This is a genomic window from Pseudomonas sp. PGPR40 (assembly GCF_022014505.1).
Taxonomy (GTDB): Bacteria; Pseudomonadota; Gammaproteobacteria; order Pseudomonadales; family Pseudomonadaceae; genus Aquipseudomonas.
Map to the genome: position 1 here is coordinate 81,692 of NZ_JAKLSP010000027.1, position 20,340 is coordinate 102,031.

The window sequence follows — 20,340 nt, forward strand, 5'->3', positions numbered from 1 at the left end:
CCGCGTCCCATCCAGAAGCGGACGCAGAGCGTCCATTGAGGCATTCCCACGCAGAGCGTGGGAACGATCTACGGTAGGGTGTTTCCATGGCAAACCAACAACTATTCCTCGGCATCGACTGCGGCACCCAAGGCACCAAAGCCGTTGTCCTCGACGCGCACAGCGGCCAGGTCCTCGGTCAGGGCGCCGCTACCCACAGCCTCATCAGCGGCGCCAATGGTCGGCGCGAGCAAGACACTGCCCAATGGCTGAAAGCCTTTACCCTGGCCACCCACCGCGCGCTGCTCGCAGCGGAGGTAGACGGTCAGGCCATCCTCGGCATCGGTGTTTCCGGCCAGCAGCATGGACTGGTGCTGCTCGACGATCGCGGCCAGGTCCTGCGCCCGGCCAAGCTCTGGTGCGACACCGAATCCACGCCGGAGAACGACCGCTTGCTCACCCATCTGGGCGGCGAAAAAGGCTCCCTGGAACGCCTCGGCGTAGTCATCGCGCCGGGTTACACCGTGTCCAAACTGCTCTGGACCAAAGAGCAGCACCCGCAAGTGTTCGCCCGAATCGCGCGCATTTTGCTGCCCCATGACTACCTCAACTACTGGCTCACCGGCCGTAGTTGCAGCGAGTACGGCGATGCCTCGGGCACCGGGTATTTCAATGTGCGCACCCGCCAGTGGGACTTGCAACTGCTGCGCGACATCGATCCCACCGGACGCCTGCAAGCCGCGCTCCCGGAGCTGATCGACGCCCACCAGCCGGTCGGGACAATCTTGCCGAGCATCGCCGAACTTTTGGGCATCAACCCCAAGGCGCTGGTCTCCAGCGGCGGCGGCGACAACATGATGGGCGCCATCGGCACCGGCAATATAAAGCCCGGTGCGATCACCATGAGCCTCGGTTCCTCGGGGACGGTCTACGCCCATGCCGAACAAGCGAACGTCAGCCCGGATGCCTCGGTCGCGACGTTCTGCTCCTCCAGCGGCGGCTGGCTGCCATTGATCTGCACGATGAACCTGACCAACGCGACCGGCACGATTCGTGATTTATTCGAATTGGATATCGAGGCGTTCAACGCCTTGGTCGCGCAAGCGCCGATTGGTGCCGAAGGCGTGTGCATGCTGCCGTTCCTCAATGGCGAACGCGTGCCCGCCCTGCCTCATGCCAGCGGCAGCCTGCTGGGGCTGACCATCACCAACCTGACCCGTGCCAATCTGTGCCGCGCCGTGGTGGAAGGCACCACCTTCGGTTTGCGTTATGGGCTGGACCTGCTGCGCCAGAATGGTTTACAAAGCCGCAGCATCTGCCTGATCGGCGGCGGCTCGAAGAGCCCGGTATGGCGGCAGATCGTTGCCGACATCATGAATACGCCAGTGATTTGCACCGAACACAGCGAGGCCGCGGCCCTCGGCGCAGCGATTCAGGCCGCGTGGTGCAAGTCTTGGGCAAACGGTCACGAAAACAGCCTGGCGGACTTGTGCGAGCGCTGCGTAAAGCTCGATCTGGCCAGTGAAACCTTACCGATTGCAGAAAACGTGGCGGCCTGTCAGCAGGCCTACGAACGCTATCAACAGCATGTCGCAACCCTTTAAGAGAGCGAATGACTATGTATCTGGTGTGTGGCGAAGCGCTGTTCGATTTCTTCAGCGAAGACGATGCCAGCGGTCTGGCGTCCAAAGTGAATTTCAAGGCAATTGCCGGTGGCTCGCCGTTCAACGTGGCCGTAGGTTTGCGCCGTTTGGGCGTGGACGCCGCGCTGTTCGGCGGGCTGTCGACCGATTACCTCGGCCGACGTTTGCAGCACGTGCTGCAGGACGAAGGTGTGCGCCAGGACTACCTCGTGGACTTTGCCGCACCGACCACGTTGTCGATGGTCGCGGTCGGTGCCGGCCTGCTCGGTGAAAATTGCCGACACCGTGGGGGCTGGTGATACGTTTCAGGCGGCGTTGATTACCTGGTTGACCGAGCAGCAGCTGGATTCGGTTGAAGGTTTGCAGCAACTGAGTCGCGAGCACATTGACGCGATGCTCAAGTTTGCCGTGAGCGCTGCGGCAATGACCTGCAGCAAGACCGGGCCGGAATTGCCTTACCGGCACCAGCTAGAGTTGCGCTGAATTTAATGGCCCCAATGCCTGTCAGTTAAGCCGCGAACCTGTAGGAGCGAGCTTGCTCGCGAAGACGGCAGGACAGTCAACATTGATGTCGCCTGACCTACCGCTTTCGCGAGCAAGCTCGCTCCTACAGGAGTTTCGCTTAACTGACTGGCATTGAGGCTTGCCCGCGAAAGCGATCTAATGGATACAACACCGAAAAGTTGTAACTCACTATCAACCGGGGCTCATCCACACCCTCACGACAAGCGGCACTCCAATCCGGTTAACCATCGCTTAACGCCACGGTCCAAAACTTTACTGGACCGCACGCCCTCAGCCCCGTCTGACGCCCAGTGCGGCAGGTTCGACGCTCTTCGGTCGAACTGATTTCCCCTCTGCACTGGAGACCCACCATGAACATGCGAACATTGCTGATCACCACCGCCCTCGCCTGCACCGCGTTCGCAGGTTTCGCTCAGGCCAACGAGACGTCGTCCTCCCAGGCCGTGCCCTATCACTACGGCATGCCGCTGCATGTGGGCAAGGTCATTTCCATGACCGAACCGTCGACGCTGGATTGCCAAGTAGTCACGGCCAATATGAAATACGTCGATAGCCTCTCGGGCAAGCTTGCGGAAATCACCTACCTGAAATTTTCTGACGCTTGCAGTTATCAGAACTGACAGAGAGTTTTGATTCGGCACTTGGCGGTAGGCCTGTGAGGATTCTGACGCTATGCTCTGGCGTCTCCCTCACTGCCGAAAGGATTCGCCATGCAGTTCTCGTTTCGCACGCTGTCGACGTTCACCGCCGCTCTTTGTTTTTTGCTGGCGCTGGTCTGGGGTTTGATGCCGCAATCGTTACTGGCGATCTGGAGCATCGAGTATTCGTCCGCGGCCGGTTTTGTCGCCAGGCGCAGTGCGGTGCTGTTCGGCGCGTTGGGGGTGATGTTTTATCTCGTGCGGCAGGCACCGCCCTCGGTGGCGCGAAACGCGATGTGCAGCGGTTTTATGGTGGGGTGTTTCGGGTTGGCAGCACTGGGCTTCGGCGAATGGCTCAACGGCCATGCCGGGCCGGGTATTTTGCTGGCGATCCTGGTGGAATTGGCACTGGGTCTGGGGTTTATCCAGACCCGGCGCGTGTCGGTCGAACTGGGTGAAACGGCCGGTTAATGGGCCTTTGACCTTGGGCTGTATGGATGCTCGATAACGTGATGTTCAAGGTCCGAACGCAATTCGACGAGCAGTTCTTTTATCTCCCTACATCCATTGAGGCGCTGGGCGTCTATGCCGGTGACAAACAAATCGAGATGATCCGTTTTGCGATCCGAATACACCTTGACCGTCATCGACAGGTTCGGCGACAGCGTGCATTGACAGCGTTTCGGGAGAAAACTGCTCTCAATGATATTGCGTAGTTCCAAAGCAGAAAGAAACATGGCCACCCTCTCGGTTTGTGAGATTGCCAATCAAAAATCAATGTCGGTTGGAGCTCAAATTGCCCGTTTGCTTCTCTTCCGTGGGGGGTCCTGATTGTTCCAACGTCCAACCGCTTTTCTGTTTCAGCGCTGACTCAGTAGGAATCGTGGCCAGCTCAAGACAGCTACAGCATAAAACATGCCCGGAATTCCGCTCTGCGTCTCGTCGGCAAATCAGGGATTTAGGGTGAATGGCAACACATCGCGTCATGCAAAATGCAAGAAAGGTCTGTTTCAAGGCCTGCATTTTGCAAACACCCCGATGGCGGGTTTGCATTGGGTGAGGACGGCAGTGAGAATACGGCCCATCCATTCAGTATCCGCTGACCCCACACACACGCAAGGAGGCATCATGGGTGCTTTGCCGCTTAACAGGACCGTCGGGCTGATAATTGCCGTTTTGTCGTCGGTCGCCCACGCCGCAACCCTCGAAGACGTCGCGCCATATCCCAAGCCTGATAGCGGCTTTACCCGCCAGGTCATTCATCTCACCCCGCAACAACAGGAAGAGGGTTATGAAATCGAGATTCTGGCCGGCAAGACCCTGACCGTCGACTGCAACCGTCAGCGCCTGGGCGGCATGCTTGAGGAAAAGAACCTTGAAGGGTGGGGTTACCCGTATTACCGGCTGGAAAACGTCATCGGCCCGATGAGTACGCGGATGGCCTGCCCGGATGGCAAGCGCAAAAAGGACTTCGTGCCGGTGGTCGGTGACGGTTTCAGGCTGCGCTACAACAGTAAGCTGCCGATCGTGCTCTACGTGCCCAAGGACGTCGAAGTGCGCTACCGGATCTGGTCGGCGTCGAGCCAAGTCGAGAAAGCCGTTCAGGAATAACCGCACCTGCCCTCACGCCGACACGCCGCTCAACGCGGCGCGTTCGGCCACATGCCGCAAACTGTCGAAATTGATATTAGCGCCGGAATCAATGGCCACCAGGGTCTGACCCCGGGCGCCGGTTCGTGCCACATACTGCTTGATCCCGGCCACGGCCAGTGCGCCGGAAGGTTCGGTGATCGAGCGGGTATCGTCGTAGATGTTCTTGATCGCGGCGCAGAGTTCGTCGTTGCTGACGGTCATTACCTCATCCACGCAAAACCGACAGACCTCGAAACCATGGGCACCGATCTGGGCGACGGCCACGCCATCGGCGAACGTGCCGACAGCTGGCAGCACAACCCGTTCCCCGGCCTGTAATGCAGCCTGTAAACAAGCGGAATGTTCCGATTCGACGCCGATGATGCGGACTTCAGGGCGCAGGTATTTGACGTACGCGGCAATACCGGCGATCAAGCCACCGCCGCCTACCGGAACAAAGATCGCGTCCAGCGGCCCTTGGTGCTGACGAAGGATTTCCATGCCGACGGTGCCCTGCCCCGCGATCACGTCCGGGTCGTCGAAGGGCGAGACAAAGGTGCGACCGGTTTGCCGTGCCAGGCTCAGTGCGTACTCCAGGGCAAACGGAAAACTCTCGCCGTGCAGCACCGCGTCGGCTCCCCGGCTGCGGACACCCAGCACCTTCAATTCCGGTGTCGTGCAAGGCATGACAATGGTTGCGGCAATCCCCAACTCGCGGGCCGCCAACGCTACGCCTTGGGCATGATTGCCCGCCGAGGCGGTGATCACGCCATGGGCCTTCTGTTCATCACTCAGGTGTACCAGCTTGTTATAGGCGCCGCGGATCTTGAAGGAAAAGGTCGGTTGCAAGTCCTCGCGCTTGAGCAGGATCTGATTGCCCAATGCTTCGGACAAGGCCGGTGCCGCTTGCAACGGCGTACGCACGGCGAGTTCGTAAACCGGCGCGGCGAGGATCTTTTTCACGTAGTGCTCAAGCAAGCTCTGCTGGGTAAGGGTGCTGCTCATGGTCGTCTCCTGACGTTGATCGGAGCCCCAGAGACAGAAAGTAAAAACCCGCCTCTAGGGCGGGTTGGGTGCTGCAGTTGTGAGCTAGCCCGCCAGATAAGGAATGGCGGTAATAATGCTTGGCTGGCAGCGCAATACGGTGGAAGTCATGGCTGGAAATTAGCCGGACACTGATGGCAAGTCAATGGCCAATTTTCAACGACCGCTGTAGGCTGGCGATTCACTCATTGTCCCAAGGAAGGAAACCATGAAGTTTGTCGCCCTGCCCCTCACTGCCCTGATCGCCTTCGCCGGCTATACCGTTTCGGTGATGCTGCAGGCCGAGCAGTCGTTGCTCGATTTCGGCATCAGCCTGATGTCGCGGCCCGATACCGCACAGGTGGTGATCGATTTGTACCTGTTGGCGACGCTTGCCGGTATCTGGATGTACCAGGATGCGCGCAAGCGTGGGCAGTCGGGATGGTCGGTAATTCCTTATCTGTTGGTGACGGCGATTTTTGTGTCTGTCGGGCCGTTGTTGTATCTGGTGGTGCGGGGGCTTCAGGAGCGGAGAAATTCCGTTAGCTCAGCTCAAGAGGTCTGATCAGGGAATTGTGAGAAGACGCAGAACCTGTAGGAGCGTGGCTTGCCCGCGAAAAACGATGACGCGTAGTACCTGAAGAACCGCGGTGCATTCTCTTCGCGGGCAAGCCACGCTCCCACAGGATCTTCGTCGCTCAAATTTCTTAATTACTTCAACCCGATCTTGTACAACACACCCTCGTCTTCATCGGTCAGTACATACAAATAGCCATCCGGCCCCTGGCGCACATCGCGAATCCGTTTGTTGAGTTCACCCAGCAATCGCTCTTCGTGAACGACTTTATCGCCTTCGAATTGCAGACGGATCAGTTCCTGACTCACCAGAGCGCCGATAAATACGTTGTGCTGCCAGGCCTTGAAGCGATCGCCGTCATAGAAGGTCATACCGCTGAGGCCCGGGGATTTTTCCCAGACATGGTGCGGGCCCACGGTGCCTTCGGCGGTTTCGCCCTTGGCTTCCGGGACTCGCAAACCGGAGTAGTTGATGCCGTGAGTTGCCAGCGGCCAGCCGTAATTTTTGCCGCGTTCGATGATATTGATCTCGTCGCCACCCCGGGGGCCGTGCTCGTTTTCCCAGAGTGTGCCGCTCCAGGGGTTGAGCGCCGCGCCTTGCGGGTTGCGATGGCCGTAGGACCAGATTTCCGGGCGAACGCCTTTTTGCCCGATAAAGGGGTTGTCCTTTGGCACTTTGCCGTCCGGATGGAGCCGCACGATCTTGCCTTGCAGTTTGTCGAGGTCCTGCGCCGTGGGCCGGTCGTTATTCTCGCCCAAAGTGATGAACAGATAACCGTCGCGGTCGAACACCAATCGCGAGCCGAAGTGCTGACCCACCGAGAGCTTGGGCTCCTGACGGAAGATTACCCTGAAATCCTTGATGCCCTTCAGGTCTTCGGACAATCGTCCGCGACCGACTGCAGTGCCGGCCTTACCACCCTCACCGCCCCCTTCGGCGTAAGACAAATAAACCATGCGGTCTTGCTTGAAGTCGGGCGACAACACCACATCAAGCAACCCGCCCTGGCCCTTGGCCCAGACCTGAGGCACGCCACTGAGCGGGCCCGAGAGTTTACCGTCGGCGCTGATCACCCGTAGATTGCCGGGCCGCTCGGTCACCAGCATCCCTCGGCGATCGGGCAGAAACGCCAGCGCCCAAGGGTGTTCCAGGCCTTTAACGATTGGCGTGAGCTCAAGGGTGCCCTGCTCGCTTTTCAAATCCTGTGTCGGTGCCGCGAAAACGGGCGCCGTGACGGTAAATAACGCGCTGGCATAGAAAGTGGCCAGGAGGGTTTTACGCAGCATGCACGCTTCCTTTTGTCGTCAAAATGGCTGGCAAGACCTCTGTCCTGCCGTTCAACGGTAGTTGCGGTCCGAGTCCCGGGGCGGTGGATTGGGAATGAATTTCGGTTGGCTGGTGGGAGCCGGTCGATCTTGCGGATAGCGATTGCCAATACCGCCGTTATCGAGCGTTGGCGTTCGTGGCACAGGCACCGTGTTTGGCCCGCGGATTACCGGGATGTTGGGCTGGGTGCCTTGCATGCTGTTGGGATTGGCCCGGCGAATCGGGCTGTTATAGGGATTGTTATGGGTGCTGCCCGGCAGGTTCTGTGCCAGCAGCCAGGGCGAGGACGGCGAGGCGGCGTCTGCCAGAGTCAAAGGGCTCAGCACACCATTCAATGCCAGCACGATGATGCCGAGCACACATCGGTTCATGGGATCTCTCCAAATGAGCGTGCAACGTGGATAGCGCCACGCTACGCCCGGACTTCGGTTTTGTTAACTAAAACCTCTTTCAGAAGATGTAACACGAGTTGACTCTGCCACCGATCCGCCCGCAGGACCGGGCCGCCGCCGACTGAAACTTTTGCCCTTGGCCACAGGTCACCTGAACATCAATCGACTGACGAGAGCACGACGATGGCACGGGCAATCTGGAAAGGCGCAATCAGTTTCGGTCTGGTGCACATCCCCGTGGCGCTGGTCTCGGCGACGTCTTCCCACGGGGTGGATTTCGACTGGCTCGATAGCCGCAGCATGGACCCGGTCGGCTACAAGCGCGTCAACAAAGTCACTGGAAAGGAAATCACCAAGGAGCACATTGTCAAAGGGGTCCAATACGAAAAGGGACGTTACGTGGTACTTAGCGAAGAGGAGATTCGCTCGGCCCACCCAGTGTCGACCCAGACCATCGACATTTTTGCCTTTGTCGACAGCGAGCAGATTCCCCTGCAAAACATCGACACGCCCTACTACCTGGCCCCGGATAAACGCGGTGGAAAGGTCTATGCGCTGTTACGCGAAACGCTCAGCCAAACCAACAAGGTCGCCCTGGCCCGCGTCGTTTTACACACTCGTCAGTATTTGGCGGCCCTTATGCCGCTGGAATCCGCCATTGTGCTGGTGAAGCTGCGTTGGCCCGCCGAAGTGCGCAGTCTTGCTCAACTGGAACTGGGCAGTGAAGTGACCAAGCCGGATCTGGCCAAAGGTGAGCTGGATATGGCCAAACGGCTGGTGGAGGACATGAGCGCCGACTGGACGCCCGAGGAATACCGCGACAGCTTCGAAGACAAGATCATGGCGCTGGTTGAGACGAAGGCTCATGAAGGCAAGATCGAAACCGTCGAAACCGTTACCGGTGAAGAGGAGCGCAAGACAGCGGATGTTATCGATCTGACCGAACTGCTTAAACGCAGTCTTGGAGGCAGGGGCGGCGGTAAAGCGGCCAGTAAAGCCAAAACTGCTTCGGAGAAAAAAACCACGAAACGGTCGAGCGGCTGACCGACTGCTGGACATCCATAAGTTATGCGGTGGAAATACCGGCCTCTTCGCGAGCAAGCCCGCTCCCACATTGGATCTGTGTCGTTCGCAGGACCAATGTGGGAGCGGGCTTGCTCGCGAAGGCGTCATACGCCTCACTACCTAATTCAGATCAAAACAAAAATCGCCAGCAACCCGGCAAAAATCGCCCATTTCTGCAGGTAATAGAGGGTGCGATTCCGTTTCTTGAGCGCTTTGCCGCGCAGGCGAATCGTGTAGATCCTGGCGAACAAGCGGTTGATACCACCGACCTTGTCGCCGGCATCGTTCGGCGCGCCCGCCGCCGCCATCACCGTGCGGCTGAACCAGCGATTGAACGCGGTCGCCCAGCGATACTTCATCGGCCGCTCAATGTCACAGAACAGGATGATACGGTTCTGCGCAGTAGTGTTTTCGGCGTAATGAATGAAGGTCTCATCGAACATCACCGCCTCGCCATCGCGCCAATGGTAGTTCTCACCGTCGACGTTGATGTAGCAACCGGCCTCGTTCGGCGTTTCCAGTCCCAAGTGATAACGGTACGAACCGGCATACGGATCGCGGTGACGGACCAGCTTCGAACCCGGCGGCAGTTCGGCGAACATCGCGGCCTTGATCGAGCCGATGCTTTGCACCAGTTCAGTCGTGCGCGGACAAAGCTTTGCGGCCGACGGGTGACTGTCGCCGTACCACTTGAGATAAAAACGCTTCCAGCCACTTTTGAAAAACGAGTTGAAACCAACGTCATCATATTGATTCGAACGTTTGATCTCCCCGGCCTTGAGCAGATTCTGGCCTTCGGCGCGAATCTCTTCCCAATGAGCTTGCAGAGGGCTCAGGTCGGGAAATTCCGCCGGATTGAGGTAAGGCTTATTAGGCGTTTTCGAGAACAGATAAAGGAAGCAATTGATCGGCGCCAGAAACGTCGAGTGGTCGCTTAATTGACGGCCTAATTTGTGGCGCACTTTTCCGCGCAAGTGAACATACGCGACGGAGATGACATAGATAGCAGCAATGATAAGTTTCACGAAAATCGTCACACGTCAGAAGTGAACAAAACGGTGTCCCGATGGCCGTCCTTGAGCCATACCGACGGCCGGCGTCGGTTGAAAGATGGCATTTTAGCCATACTTGTAACTAATGGTTAATCTTCAACTGTGAAAATGCCTCCACGCTACAAGCAGGAAGGATCATCCAACGTGCGCAAACCGACCTCCCCTGTCACCATTCGTCGCATATGAAATCTGGTGAGCAATACGTGGCTTGGGCCTTGCAGAAGCCGGACGTAGCCGTCCCAGAACGACGTAATTCTGACGTGACGGCAATTAAATTAACATTAAGGACTCCAGCGATACGCTTGGTCAGTCACCGGAGATGTAACGTGTCAACTCTCAATGAAATCGCAGCGAACCACGCGAGAATGGCTAAGGCAAAAGAAGAAGAGTCGACCGGACTGAATGAGCGACACCTTCAAATAGTGGGAAGTATCGAAATCCCATCAATTGATGAACAACACATTCCACTGCACCTTATCACCGGAGGGCAGGACAACCACCTCGGACAAGCCGCTGGTTACTTGCTCTGAGTCTCGACCTGATCAGTCGCCAGCTTGTCGCACGCCGTTCAGCGTGCGGCAACGCCAGACTTTCTTACAGTGGGCAGATCACGGCAACTTTTGACGGCAACCTTCTTTCCATTTCAACAACGCCGGCAGGTACTGATACCTTCAAGCGCGTTTATTCCCCTTTGCCCAGCCGACCACCATTAAACCCAGGCCGGGAATCCATAGACCAGGCGCAGTGATAGCGAGACCGCAGATAGCCATTGGCAGCCCAGTCAGAAAAATCGGATTTCGAAACGCCTTATCCATAGCACTCTCTCCTTTAAAGTTTCTTCCAAAAAACCATTAAGCCTGTCGCTGAACGGCAAAGAATCATCGGCACCACTGTGACTCACAGGGGATTGCGTCGTTGTCGCCGTCCATTTTCATTCCCGGGCAATTTTGCAGAAAGTTTTTAGCCTCTGCGCACGAGGTCATCTGCGAACAATATTTGCGCCCATCACACTTGAATGAGGCTGAAACAGGCTTCGGTGCAGTCACGACTACAGAGACTTCTTTAGAGACTTCTTTGGGATTCGATAGTTGAGCTGCAGCCCAGGACTTTAGTTCAGGGGAAAGCTTCCACGCCAACAGACCAACAACAAGCGTCACCAAAATCAGCTTCATTTTGATCCCATCCATGATGAGAGACCGTTTGCGTTCTCATGTTGCCGAGGGAATGGCGGGCGAGGAGCGCGTCTTGGGCGAGAACCAGGGAGCGCATCTGCGAACCGCCAACGCACTCGGAATACCCAGGCCCTGACGAAGAAGAATAGTCCCCTCCTCCATTTTTTGCCGCCACGCGCGACACGGAGAGAGGAATCTGAATAGGTGCCCACCCTGACCAAATGCTGGCCATTCAGCAATCCATCTGAGACACACCTGGCCGGGCAAGCGTTGCCGACTTTACCCAGAGCCACGCCGAGTGTCCCGAACACAACGCCGAACAAAAATAACATTGAGGTGCGTTCCCACGCTCTCCAGGATCCTGGCCATCAGCCAGCCACGGTTTTACGCAAACCGGGGGCCGGACCTTGAAGAAGGGGGCGACACGTTATCGCCCACCGTACAACTGCCGTCACACTTATGCGACAATATGCGCAATGTCTGGCATGAATCCCGCCTTTATTGCCCAACAGCTTGGACACAGCGTCCAGATGCTGCACTCGACTTATGCGCGCTGGTTGAACACTAGCGGTGACTGGGGAGAGATGGAGAGAAACTCCAGAATGTCCCAGGAATGGCCCAAGCGCCCAATGCGCAGCTCGCAACCCATTGATAGGTAAAGTAATTGATCTCCACAGCTAACATCACGATGCGATCTTAACGACGTCGTGAGGTAGTTCTAAGCGCAGCAAAACCGGGCTTTTGAATCGCATAGGGTCGCATCAAAACACCAGACAAAGCATTGAGTGGTATCAAAATTGGTATCCACTCTCTCGTTCCATATGACAATTTTCCTGCATCCCGTAACGCCTTAGGCGCCCCTAACGATTGCCGAAATGAAATATCTCGGAAGACCGCTTTCGGCAGTGGATTCACCTGGTCGATATGTCCTGTGTTGGATTGGGTCTAGCAGTCCTCCACGCCCCGGCCAGACTGGCTAATCCGCTGCGACTTCTTCGCTTTGCAGCAATTTCTAAGTAAGCGCTGCAATTACTGCCTGACAGGGGCACTGCCGGTACTATGCTTGTGTTTTTTCTTGAAAGGAGTCGACGCCATGCTTGGTGATTATTCGCTGCCGGACGTGCTGGAAAGGATCTACGAAAACCAATTGGCTCTGGAGGCGGCCATTATGGAGTTGACCCTGCTGGTTGAGGAGCAAGGGGCGCAGGAAGTGGGCGGAAATGTCCGTGGAGCACTATGGACCATGGGTGAAAATACCGGCCATATCAAACAAGGCCTGGCTCGATTGAAGAAATTGGCACCTTTCCGTGACAGGATGTGAAATGACACCCGTGGCCTGAAAGGACTACCATCCCACCTTTTGCAGCACAGAGCGGCCAAAAACAATCAACCCGCCTTGGCCAAGGTCGTAGTAAAACTTTCAAAGGACGAATAATGAGCGAACTAGTTGAAGACTGTCCAAGATGCCACTCAAAGTCTATAACCTTTGATGTAAAGTCGGACAACTTAATCAGCATACATCATAACTGGCAAAAGTATTTTGAATTGTTCTGCATTTGCCGAGCCTGCAAAAAATCCACGACATTCATGGCATTGCAAAAAAATATAGAGTCTACTCATATATTACAAAATAATACACCCTTCCAAAGCCCCGAAGTACTTAATAGAATTTTCCTAGTAAAGGGCTTTGTCTCCTCAAAAGACGCTGCATCAAAGGCCCCACCAGAATATCTACCTGACAACGTAGAGGCCGCGTTCATTGAAGGCTCCTCCTGCATGGCAATAGGATGCTACAACGCCGGAGCTACAATGTTCCGGCTATGTTTAGATCTCTCAACACGCGCAATGCTTCCCGAAACAGACGAGGCTGGATTAAATAATAAAATCCGCCGTAATTTAGGTTTCCGATTGCCATGGCTATTTGATAACGGTCGCTTACCAGAGGCACTGCGAGACTTGTCTTCATGCGTAAAAGACGATGGAAATGATGGCGCACATGAGGGCACACTAAGCGAGGCGGATGCACAAGATCTCTCTGAGTTCGCATTCATTATGCTTGAACGAATATATACGGAACCCAAGCGTATCGAAATTGCAAAACTGAGGAGGCAGGAGCGCCATCAATAGTGATCAATAATCTGCCTACCTGTTTGCGTTTACATTTTTCACATAGGCCTGGCACGCCGCCAACGCTATCAATCCCTGGTCGCCGGTATCGATGATTCCGACAATCCGTTGAGCATGCGCTGGGTCAATTCGGGCACGCGCTCCTCCATGAACCACGCCGCCGGCGCCGGTATTGGCTGGCACTGAACAGCCACCGGCTGAATCGAATCGCCAGTGACTGTCGCTCCAATCCAGGCACGACCCACAGACACCGAAGGGTCTATTTTGCGCTCTGCACACTGCAACCTATTCCATATATCCTTGCCTCAGGTAATCTAAGACCCTCGCTTCTTTATGACAGGGATGGAGAACAGAATGCCCGTACCAGGTGAAACGCTCTTAGGACAGATGTGGATTACGCTCGCCGAGAAGGGAATGGGCAAGCTGCTCAAACCTTGGCAAGATCTTCGGGAAAATCGCGCCAGTAATGCAGGGCGGCGCCACGAGATCTTGATGCTTGCGCAAGCTAAAGTTGACGCTGAGGAAGTTCTGGCAGGGCGCAAGCTATATCGCCCGGATGGACTCTTGATTAATACAGAGTTCGAAAACGCTGAACATGGCAATTATGTCCAGCTAGAGGATGGACGCGTCGAACCTACTATTACCCTACTCCCTGAATTATCTGCCTCTCGAATACAAGCCGAAGCGATTCGCCAAGAAATAAACCAAACCAAAGCAATAATTTTTGCAGAAGAGCAGCTTGCTAACGACACTCAAGATCCACCCGCAGAAAAAATTGATGAAGACTGGCTCCACTCTTGGCGTGATCATGCAGGGAAAACTTCAAATGAAGATATTCAGAAGCTATGGGGTAGTGTTCTTGCTGGAGAGGTGAAATCTCCAGGATCGTACTCGCTCAGAACTCTTGAATTCTTGAAAGGCCTATCGAAGCAGGAAGCCGAACTGATCGAAGGTATCGTCCCCTTCGTCATTAATTCTTCATACGTTTGGAGGAAGTTTGAAACTCTAGCGCAGGAAGGCATCTCTTACCAACAATTACTTCAACTACAAGAGATCGGATTACTAGCTGGAGCTGATAGCGCCTATCCGAACCTACGGTTCACCAGCCTTAAACCCAACGAATATTTTCATTCTTTTGTATCCCACGGGAAAGTAGTAGTAGCCACGCACCCAGAAGTATTTTGCAACATTGAAATTGAGATGATCAAGCTTACAGCTATCGGCCAACAAGTAATCAGACTTGCAAGCCACCCCTGCAATATGAGCTATTTTAATGCCTTTGGCAGAAATATTAGTGAAATGGGATACGACGTTGAAATGGGTGATTGTATAGCTCGCCCTAACGGTATTGAGCTCATGAATATGAGCCCCCTCCGCTACTAGCTTGTAGGTATTCCACGCCAATTGTGTTGGAGCACTAATAAAAAAAGCCCTACAGCGCCAATTTCGGACCTTGTCGCTGCTATGCTTGGGCTAGTATTCAACGCGCCACCAGAAGGCTGTTAAGGAGATATAGGAATATGGCTGAATCGGCAGTGGCGGAATGGACGCTGGAGGGTGTGCTAGAGGAGATGAAGCACATTCACGGTACAATGAAAGATCGACAATTTGCGTTCATTCTCGGTGCCGGTGCCTCGTTCACCTCAGGTATCCCTACAGGTCAGGATCTAGCCCGGAAATGGCTGGCGGACCTGCATCTGCGCGAATGTGCGGATGCCATTTCTTTGCATCAGTGGATTGCTGATTGCGGCATCGGTGATGGCGAGCTGAGTTGGCATACGGCGGCGCAACACTATCCGCAAATTTTCGAACGAAGATTTGAAGGAGATCGTGAAGCGGGATATGCCGAGTTAGAGGCCGCGATGGAAGGAAAATCGCCTAGCCTAGGCTATTCGCTGCTTGCCGAGATCATCCAACACACCCGCCATAAAGTAGTAGTTACGACTAACTTTGACAACTTGGTAGCTGACGCACTCGCAATGCATGCCCATCAGTCTCCGTTGGTAGTTGCCCACGAATCTCTAGCTGGATTTGTGCGCCCCCAAATGCGACGTCCACTTGTTGCTAAGATACATCGTGACCTGTACTTGCATCCCATCAATGATCCGGTCGGGGTTGCAACGATGGAACAAGGATGGAAAATAGCGTTGAAAAAACTATTTCAGTATTTCACGCCTGTAGTTGTGGGATACGGTGGCAATGATGGAAGCCTAATGGACATGCTAATGGGGTTAGAGGCAGGAGACATTGCCGGCCGTATGATCTGGTGCTTCCGCGAAGGTTCCCCGCCGCCCGAAAAGGCAATGAGTGTATTGAATAAACATCGAGGGATTCTTGTTAAAATTCCTGGCTTTGATCAATTCATGCTTCAACTAGCTGCCAAGCTAGTGACTAACTTCGACGTGGCGGAGATCGCGGTACGGACAGCACAATTAGGCCAAGAAAGGGCAGACCGCTACCGTGACCAAGCAAACAAACTTACCGAGGACTCTGTGCACGGATCACCAGCTGAACAACGGGCTGGCGAGGTATTGACCAAATCTGTGCGCCTTAGCCGGAGTTGGTGGGCATGGGACCTTAGAGCCAAGGCCGAACAGGATATCGGAGAGCGCGGCCGTATTTACTTGGAAGGCACTAAGCGTTTTCCTACCAGCGCAGAACTCGCCGAGAACTACGCACTATTTTTGAAAAATTATACTAATGACTACGATGCCGCTGAGGCGATGTTCCTAAAGGCCATCGAGCTTGAGCCGTCCGACCCAACTTATAATGGAAACTACGCGTCTTTTTTGGAACATCAGCGTAATAATTACGATGCAGCCGAGAGCCACTATAAAAAGTCAATCGAATTAGACCCTGACAACACAACCAACTTAGGTAACTACGCAACCTTTCTGTTCAATATACAAAAAGACTTGAACACGGCGTTTGTGACGTACAACAAGGCTATGGAGCTCAACGAAAACGACGCGACTAACACCGGCAACTATGCGATGTTTTTGGAACGTCATACCCAAGAATACGAAGCAGCCGGGGCAATGTACAAAAGGGCGCTGCAGCTCGACCCGACCAACGCAGCCTTCACCTACAGCTATGCTAACTTCCTATCGAGACAATGCGGTGACCACGATGCAGCTGAAGTAATGTACAAGAAGGCAATTGAACTCGCCCCATCACATGCAGACTATACTGCTCAATATGCGAAGTTTCTGGCCGACCAACACAAAAATCACGACGCAGCCGAAGAACTGTATAAAAAAGCGCTCGAGCTAGACCCCAAGAACGCAAACAATATAGGTAATTACGCAAAATTCTTGGAGCATCAGCGCGAAAAATACGACGCGGCTGAAGAAATGTACAAGAAAGCGTTCGAACTTGACCCTGACGACGCAGATGTTAGAGGCAACTATTCCAGTTTTTTAGAGACTCATAGAAAGATACCTATGAAGATATAGTCAGCATTTAAACAATGCATCTGATTGAAAAACAGACACAATTGGCCAATTCTAGATCAGATAACAGCGAGTCCAACACAAATTTTATTCCCCTTAAGCATCCTTGTTATCAGTTTTCAAAGCTGATAACAAGGGTTCGATTCCCTTCATCCGCCCCAATATTTTCAAGGCCTCCAGCCTACCGCAACAATCTTAGGTGTCTGTTTAGGTCTCCGTTTCCAACTTTACGGACAACCCGCCCCGGGCAACTGCCTTGACTTGAAGCTCACCTTGCTCCGCCGCACACACCAAGCCTTCCCTAATTGCTCAGCTTGGGTTGCAGGACCACCCGAGCCAGTATCACCAGGATGCCCAGGACACCGTAGGCTGCAGGTGGCAGTACCGCCTGCAACTGAGGCAGCATCTGCTCAGCAATACCCAGCGCTGCAATCGCACCGCCAGCCTGAACGCTGGACATTTTCAACGCGTCTTTCCAATTACTAATCAGTTGCATATTTTGTTGCCTCGGTTGGTTGAGAAAGGTTCAGGCCAGCGCCTTCTGCGCGACCTGATAAAACACAAACTTCAGTACCGCGGGGCTCACGGCACATCCTTGAAGAACACGTGGCGCCCGAGTGCCAGCGTCTGTTTGGCGCCTCTCACCCAGACCGGTGGCTTGGGCATGGTGGTTGCGTAGTAATGAGTGGCACCGCCGGTGGGATCCGGCACCTTTCCATCAATTACCTGGTCAGCGGCAATGCGCGCCTGCGCGAACTCGCGGAAGGGAATCTGTTTCACGCCACTCAGGCAGGCGAAGTTCGGGTCGTTCTTGTTCCAGCAACTGAACTGGTAGGGCTTCTGGCACACACCGGCATAGCCCTCGCCCCACCAGGACTTGGCCTTGCCATCGTTCACACGGTTACGGATAGCCCAAGCTACGGCGATCTGGCCGGCCAGGCTTTCACCGCGACCCTCACCCCACAGAGTGCGCGCGAGGATGTCGCGGTCCTTTTCTGTATCAGTCATTACTTATCTCCAGACAAAAAAAGCCCGCGGCTGGGCGGGCGTGGCAGTTATGGGTTAAGGGCTAGAGCCCGATGTAAATGTCATGCACCTCATGCAGCGCAGCATTGGCGGTGTTGTAGAAAAACAGCCCCGCTGAAACCTTTTCCTGATTCGAGACACCGTCGGTGTACTCGACCGATAGGCCATTGCACGTCAGCACAATAAGCCCTTCATCGAAGGTCACTTTCAGGTCATAGAATTGGCCGATAACCGGGGTAAACGGCGCGGTCCTTGACCGAATCCCACCCCCTACTGCATCACGTTCCTGAAGCTGAATCCCGGTATTCCCCAGCAGAGCCCGCCAGTGGGCGCCATTGCTGGACGTCATGCGGAACACCATCCCAACGTATCCGCCCGTTTCGCCCCACTTCACACGGACCATGATTTGACCTTTAACCCCGGTCCCCATGCTGGTGATGCCCACAGCCCCCAGCGGGCCGGTCACGGCCGTCATCTTTGCGCAGCCATCCGCGACAGCGACCGCCGCCGCCGCGCTCCAGGTGCCGCCTGGCACGATCAGATTATTTTCTACCGCGCGCCCGGAGAGCACGCCGCTATGGTCGGTAAACGTGTCCGTGATTTTCACCAGGTCAGGCCGGATCAGGTTCGGGTAGACCTCTTCCCATCGCGGGAGATTGGAGTTTGCCGGGACAATGCCGGCACGTAGGATTTGTTTCATTTCAGGCTCTCCCGAGGCATACGTAGGCAGCGACCGAGGCCATGCAGCGGCCCATGTCGTTAAGGTCTTGTTGAAGAAAGTGAAGGTCGTAGGTGTCCGCTTTAACCCGGCCGGCCTTGACCGCCGCCAGGCCACCGGTCCAGCCCATGTAGATGTTCGGCACGTTGGCACAGAGGTCCATCTGCGCCGCGCGGATTTGCTGGAATCCGGTCGTGTCGCCGGTGCCATCCATGGCCAGGCGCCGCATGATGAAAGGCAGCTTGGTGCGCTGTAGGCCACTCTGGAAATAAGCCAGCATGCCCTGGACGGCCGTCTTGTAATCCGCCGCCGTGATGCTGCCGGTAGAGCCCGCCGGGTTGTCGATGTTTTGCGCGTCACGCTCGCCGCCGCCGCCGAGCAATCCGCCCATCTGCCACATGATGCCGGCGCCATCCAGGGCGGCGAAGGTCGCCTGCACGCGGCTCAGCGCGGTCACTCGCAGCGTGCCGCCAACGTCCCAGTGATTGGTCGCACCGAAACTGGTGAGCGCCGCCCCGGCGGTTTGCGGCGTGCCTCCCACTGCGGCGGGCACGAAGACACTGCCGAAGCCGGTCAGCTCATAAAACCGCTGGGCGAAGGCTGGCCAAGCTGAGCCGGTGTTGGTCGTGGTGTTAACCGGGTCGGCCAGCGGCAGTAAGGCCCCATCTTTCCACATATACCCCATCCCCACAGGGAGGGCCGGCGACTCGGCATTGTTGCCACGCCCGTCCTCGTTGCTCTGATTGGGGATCAGCCACACGTAATAGCCGGTCGGCACGACAAACTCAGCCGGCGGGAAAGCCGACAAGGCGTAATTGGTCATGTCCTTGCCGGCACCCACCACCTGCAGCACGCGCAAATTCCCGTCTTCATCGGTCATTACTTCGATGTAGTCGGGATAGAGGCTCGACGTGAACTCAGAGACTGCCAGGATGCCGGCATCCAATAGTGCGGCGGACTTGATCGGCGGATAGGCGGAAGAAGCCACGTTTGCGGTTGCCGCATAAGACACCGGATCTTGCCCGGGATCTTGCGAACTCAGCACCCTCACGTTGCCGTCTGCATCGACCATGACATCGACAACGGTATCGATCCAGTCATATACCTCTAAAGGCGTAAGGCCGAGCGATGGCACGATGCCCTGCACAAAGGCCGGGCTCGCCTCATCCAAAATATGCGTTGAGACGGTGGCATCAATCCGCTGCCACAGCGTTCGACTAATTTTAGGATCACTGCTACGGGCATAGAATTGTTGCCCATTGGCCATCAGGGCACGACCCGCCGCCTCAGAGTCATGAACCCGACCATCCGCCATCTGCCCACTCAGTTCAGCAACGGCGTTGGGAATCGCCTCGGCATGCAACCGTGCTTGCTTGGCCAGCGAAGGCACAAACCCCGCTTCAGTCACCACATCGGTCATTGCATCGTTATGAATATATTGATGCTGTTTTACCGAAGCCGCCTGCGAGCGCTGTGCCGCTTCCGACAACTCCCCCGCGTAGCTCTCCAGCGCTGCTATATCGGTCATTCAGTTTTCTCCAGGCAATAAAAAACCCGCCGAGGCGGGTACGCGGGTTTCAACAGTTACTTATGAAATGCCTGGCAACTCATACTCGACCGTCGTCGGCAGGCCGTTTTCGCCTGCGGCTAGCTTCTTTCTCTGTTTCATGATGAGCACCATCAACTCTTCATGCCTCTCATCAGTAATGCCCACAGCATCGCTAGGAACATTCCCGTCAGGTACAGACGTGTGAAAAAATGTATTCAGTGATGCGCTGTACGAATAGCCCATGATCAATTCCCCTTCGCAAGCCAGTCGTATTGAGTGAAGGTATTACCTCCAGAGTTCGCGATAGTTACCGAGAAGCGGTCAGAGCGCAGAATTCGGACCTCGTTACCTTCGTTAGGCTGGTCTTCGTGGTTTGTCAGCTGCACCATCCGGCAAGCCGACGGGAACGCGACCGGGAACCAAATGATTTGCTCACCCGCCCCC

The 20,340-nt window shown here is 55.4% G+C and carries 23 protein-coding genes and 3 pseudogenes; 13 read left to right on the forward strand and 13 right to left on the reverse strand.

Features of this window, described 5'->3' with window-relative positions; translation table 11 throughout:
* The first annotated feature begins 86 nt into the window (after positions 1-86).
* The 4 genes and pseudogenes from xylB to MEB48_RS21990 all read left to right on the forward strand — a co-directional run bounded on the left by xylB (position 87) and on the right by MEB48_RS21990 (position 3,256).
* Entirely contained in the window at positions 87-1,583 is a 1,497-nt protein-coding gene (gene xylB, locus MEB48_RS21975; RefSeq protein ID WP_237885995.1) for a xylulokinase, read from the forward strand.
* Positions 1,584-1,597: 14 nt separating this feature from the next.
* A pseudogene (locus tag MEB48_RS21980) lies at positions 1,598-2,105 on the forward strand (PfkB family carbohydrate kinase).
* Positions 2,106-2,497: 392 nt separating this feature from the next.
* Complete coding sequence (locus MEB48_RS21985) at positions 2,498-2,767, forward strand: DUF2790 domain-containing protein (RefSeq protein WP_237885996.1); 270 nt, start codon at positions 2,498-2,500, stop codon at positions 2,765-2,767.
* Between the two features lie 90 nt (positions 2,768-2,857).
* Positions 2,858-3,256: a hypothetical protein gene (locus tag MEB48_RS21990; protein WP_237885997.1), complete on the forward strand. Its 399-nt coding sequence runs from the start codon at positions 2,858-2,860 to the stop codon at positions 3,254-3,256.
* On the opposite strand, the gene MEB48_RS21995 is transcribed toward MEB48_RS21990, so the two are convergent.
* Positions 3,253-3,522 carry a DUF1652 domain-containing protein gene (locus tag MEB48_RS21995; protein WP_237885998.1) on the reverse strand — a complete coding sequence of 90 codons (270 nt, stop codon included), beginning with the start codon at positions 3,520-3,522 and terminating at the stop codon, positions 3,253-3,255. The two genes, MEB48_RS21990 and MEB48_RS21995, sit on opposite strands and share 4 nt — an antisense overlap.
* A gap of 391 nt (positions 3,523-3,913) precedes the next feature.
* Here MEB48_RS21995 and eco point away from each other — a divergent pair, with 391 nt between their 5' ends.
* A complete protein-coding gene (gene eco / locus MEB48_RS22000) occupies positions 3,914-4,396 on the forward strand; it encodes a serine protease inhibitor ecotin (RefSeq protein ID WP_237885999.1) in 483 nt (160 codons plus the stop codon).
* 12 nt (positions 4,397-4,408) lie between these two features.
* Here eco and ilvA read toward each other — a convergent pair whose 3' ends face one another.
* Positions 4,409-5,422, reverse strand: a complete 1,014-nt coding sequence (gene ilvA, locus MEB48_RS22005; RefSeq protein ID WP_237886000.1) for a threonine ammonia-lyase, biosynthetic — start codon at positions 5,420-5,422, stop codon at positions 4,409-4,411.
* A 247-nt stretch (positions 5,423-5,669) separates the two neighbouring features.
* On the opposite strand from ilvA, the gene MEB48_RS22010 reads away from it, so the two are divergent.
* A complete protein-coding gene (locus MEB48_RS22010) occupies positions 5,670-6,005 on the forward strand; it encodes a DUF2834 domain-containing protein (RefSeq protein ID WP_237886001.1) in 336 nt (111 codons plus the stop codon).
* A 146-nt stretch (positions 6,006-6,151) separates the two neighbouring features.
* On the opposite strand, the gene MEB48_RS22015 is transcribed toward MEB48_RS22010, so the two are convergent.
* Together MEB48_RS22015 and MEB48_RS22020 are read right to left on the reverse strand one after the other, a co-directional pair.
* Positions 6,152-7,303 carry a PQQ-dependent sugar dehydrogenase gene (locus tag MEB48_RS22015; protein ID WP_237886002.1) on the reverse strand — a complete coding sequence of 384 codons (1,152 nt, stop codon included), beginning with the start codon at positions 7,301-7,303 and terminating at the stop codon, positions 6,152-6,154.
* Between the two features lie 51 nt (positions 7,304-7,354).
* Positions 7,355-7,714, reverse strand: a complete 360-nt coding sequence (locus MEB48_RS22020) for a hypothetical protein (RefSeq protein ID WP_237886003.1) — start codon at positions 7,712-7,714, stop codon at positions 7,355-7,357.
* A 204-nt stretch (positions 7,715-7,918) separates the two neighbouring features.
* Between MEB48_RS22020 and ku the strand changes: the two genes are divergently transcribed.
* A complete protein-coding gene (ku, locus tag MEB48_RS22025) occupies positions 7,919-8,779 on the forward strand; it encodes a non-homologous end joining protein Ku (protein ID WP_237886004.1) in 861 nt (286 codons plus the stop codon).
* A gap of 146 nt (positions 8,780-8,925) precedes the next feature.
* Here ku and lpxO read toward each other — a convergent pair whose 3' ends face one another.
* Positions 8,926-9,825, reverse strand: a complete 900-nt coding sequence (lpxO, locus tag MEB48_RS22030; protein WP_237886005.1) for a lipid A hydroxylase LpxO — start codon at positions 9,823-9,825, stop codon at positions 8,926-8,928.
* Positions 9,826-10,178: 353 nt separating this feature from the next.
* Here lpxO and MEB48_RS22035 point away from each other — a divergent pair, with 353 nt between their 5' ends.
* A complete protein-coding gene (locus tag MEB48_RS22035) occupies positions 10,179-10,382 on the forward strand; it encodes a hypothetical protein (RefSeq protein ID WP_237886006.1) in 204 nt (67 codons plus the stop codon).
* A gap of 348 nt (positions 10,383-10,730) precedes the next feature.
* Here the strand turns inward: MEB48_RS22035 and MEB48_RS22040 are convergent, their stop codons facing one another.
* Positions 10,731-11,024 carry an excalibur calcium-binding domain-containing protein gene (locus MEB48_RS22040; RefSeq protein ID WP_237886019.1) on the reverse strand — a complete coding sequence of 98 codons (294 nt, stop codon included), beginning with the start codon at positions 11,022-11,024 and terminating at the stop codon, positions 10,731-10,733.
* Between the two features lie 422 nt (positions 11,025-11,446).
* Between MEB48_RS22040 and MEB48_RS22045 the strand changes: the two are divergent.
* The 3 genes and pseudogenes from MEB48_RS22045 to MEB48_RS22055 form a co-directional block, all read left to right on the forward strand.
* Positions 11,447-11,683, forward strand: a pseudogene (locus MEB48_RS22045) (hypothetical protein); the annotation flags it as partial.
* A 434-nt stretch (positions 11,684-12,117) separates the two neighbouring features.
* Positions 12,118-12,345 (forward strand): hypothetical protein, encoded by a 228-nt coding sequence (locus MEB48_RS22050; RefSeq protein WP_237886007.1) that lies wholly within the window; start codon positions 12,118-12,120, stop codon positions 12,343-12,345.
* A 113-nt stretch (positions 12,346-12,458) separates the two neighbouring features.
* Positions 12,459-13,151, forward strand: a complete 693-nt coding sequence (locus MEB48_RS22055) for a DUF4145 domain-containing protein (protein ID WP_237886008.1) — start codon at positions 12,459-12,461, stop codon at positions 13,149-13,151.
* A 15-nt stretch (positions 13,152-13,166) separates the two neighbouring features.
* Here MEB48_RS22055 and MEB48_RS22060 read toward each other — a convergent pair.
* A pseudogene (locus MEB48_RS22060) lies at positions 13,167-13,355 on the reverse strand (lysis protein); the annotation flags it as partial.
* 150 nt (positions 13,356-13,505) lie between these two features.
* Here MEB48_RS22060 and MEB48_RS22065 point away from each other — a divergent pair.
* Entirely contained in the window at positions 13,506-14,534 is a 1,029-nt protein-coding gene (locus MEB48_RS22065) for a DUF2806 domain-containing protein (RefSeq protein WP_237886009.1), read from the forward strand.
* 137 nt (positions 14,535-14,671) lie between these two features.
* The gene (locus tag MEB48_RS22070; protein WP_237886010.1) at positions 14,672-16,606 is read left to right on the forward strand and encodes a tetratricopeptide repeat protein; all 1,935 of its coding nucleotides are present in this window, start codon (positions 14,672-14,674) and stop codon (positions 16,604-16,606) included.
* A gap of 298 nt (positions 16,607-16,904) precedes the next feature.
* On the opposite strand, the gene MEB48_RS22075 is transcribed toward MEB48_RS22070, so the two are convergent.
* From MEB48_RS22075 to MEB48_RS22100, 6 genes are all read right to left on the reverse strand, one after another.
* The gene (locus MEB48_RS22075; protein WP_237886011.1) at positions 16,905-17,099 is read right to left on the reverse strand and encodes a DUF7940 domain-containing protein; all 195 of its coding nucleotides are present in this window, start codon (positions 17,097-17,099) and stop codon (positions 16,905-16,907) included.
* An 86-nt stretch (positions 17,100-17,185) separates the two neighbouring features.
* Positions 17,186-17,611 carry a cell wall hydrolase gene (locus MEB48_RS22080; RefSeq protein WP_237886012.1) on the reverse strand — a complete coding sequence of 142 codons (426 nt, stop codon included), beginning with the start codon at positions 17,609-17,611 and terminating at the stop codon, positions 17,186-17,188.
* Between the two features lie 61 nt (positions 17,612-17,672).
* Complete coding sequence (locus MEB48_RS22085) at positions 17,673-18,329, reverse strand: hypothetical protein (protein WP_237886013.1); 657 nt, start codon at positions 18,327-18,329, stop codon at positions 17,673-17,675.
* 1 nt (position 18,330) lies between these two features.
* The gene (locus MEB48_RS22090; RefSeq protein WP_237886014.1) at positions 18,331-19,875 is read right to left on the reverse strand and encodes a sialate O-acetylesterase; all 1,545 of its coding nucleotides are present in this window, start codon (positions 19,873-19,875) and stop codon (positions 18,331-18,333) included.
* A 60-nt stretch (positions 19,876-19,935) separates the two neighbouring features.
* A complete protein-coding gene (locus MEB48_RS22095) occupies positions 19,936-20,139 on the reverse strand; it encodes a hypothetical protein (RefSeq protein ID WP_237886015.1) in 204 nt (67 codons plus the stop codon).
* A gap of 2 nt (positions 20,140-20,141) precedes the next feature.
* On the reverse strand, positions 20,142-20,340 hold a 199-nt coding region (locus MEB48_RS22100), incomplete at its 5' end, for a gp53-like domain-containing protein (RefSeq protein ID WP_237886016.1).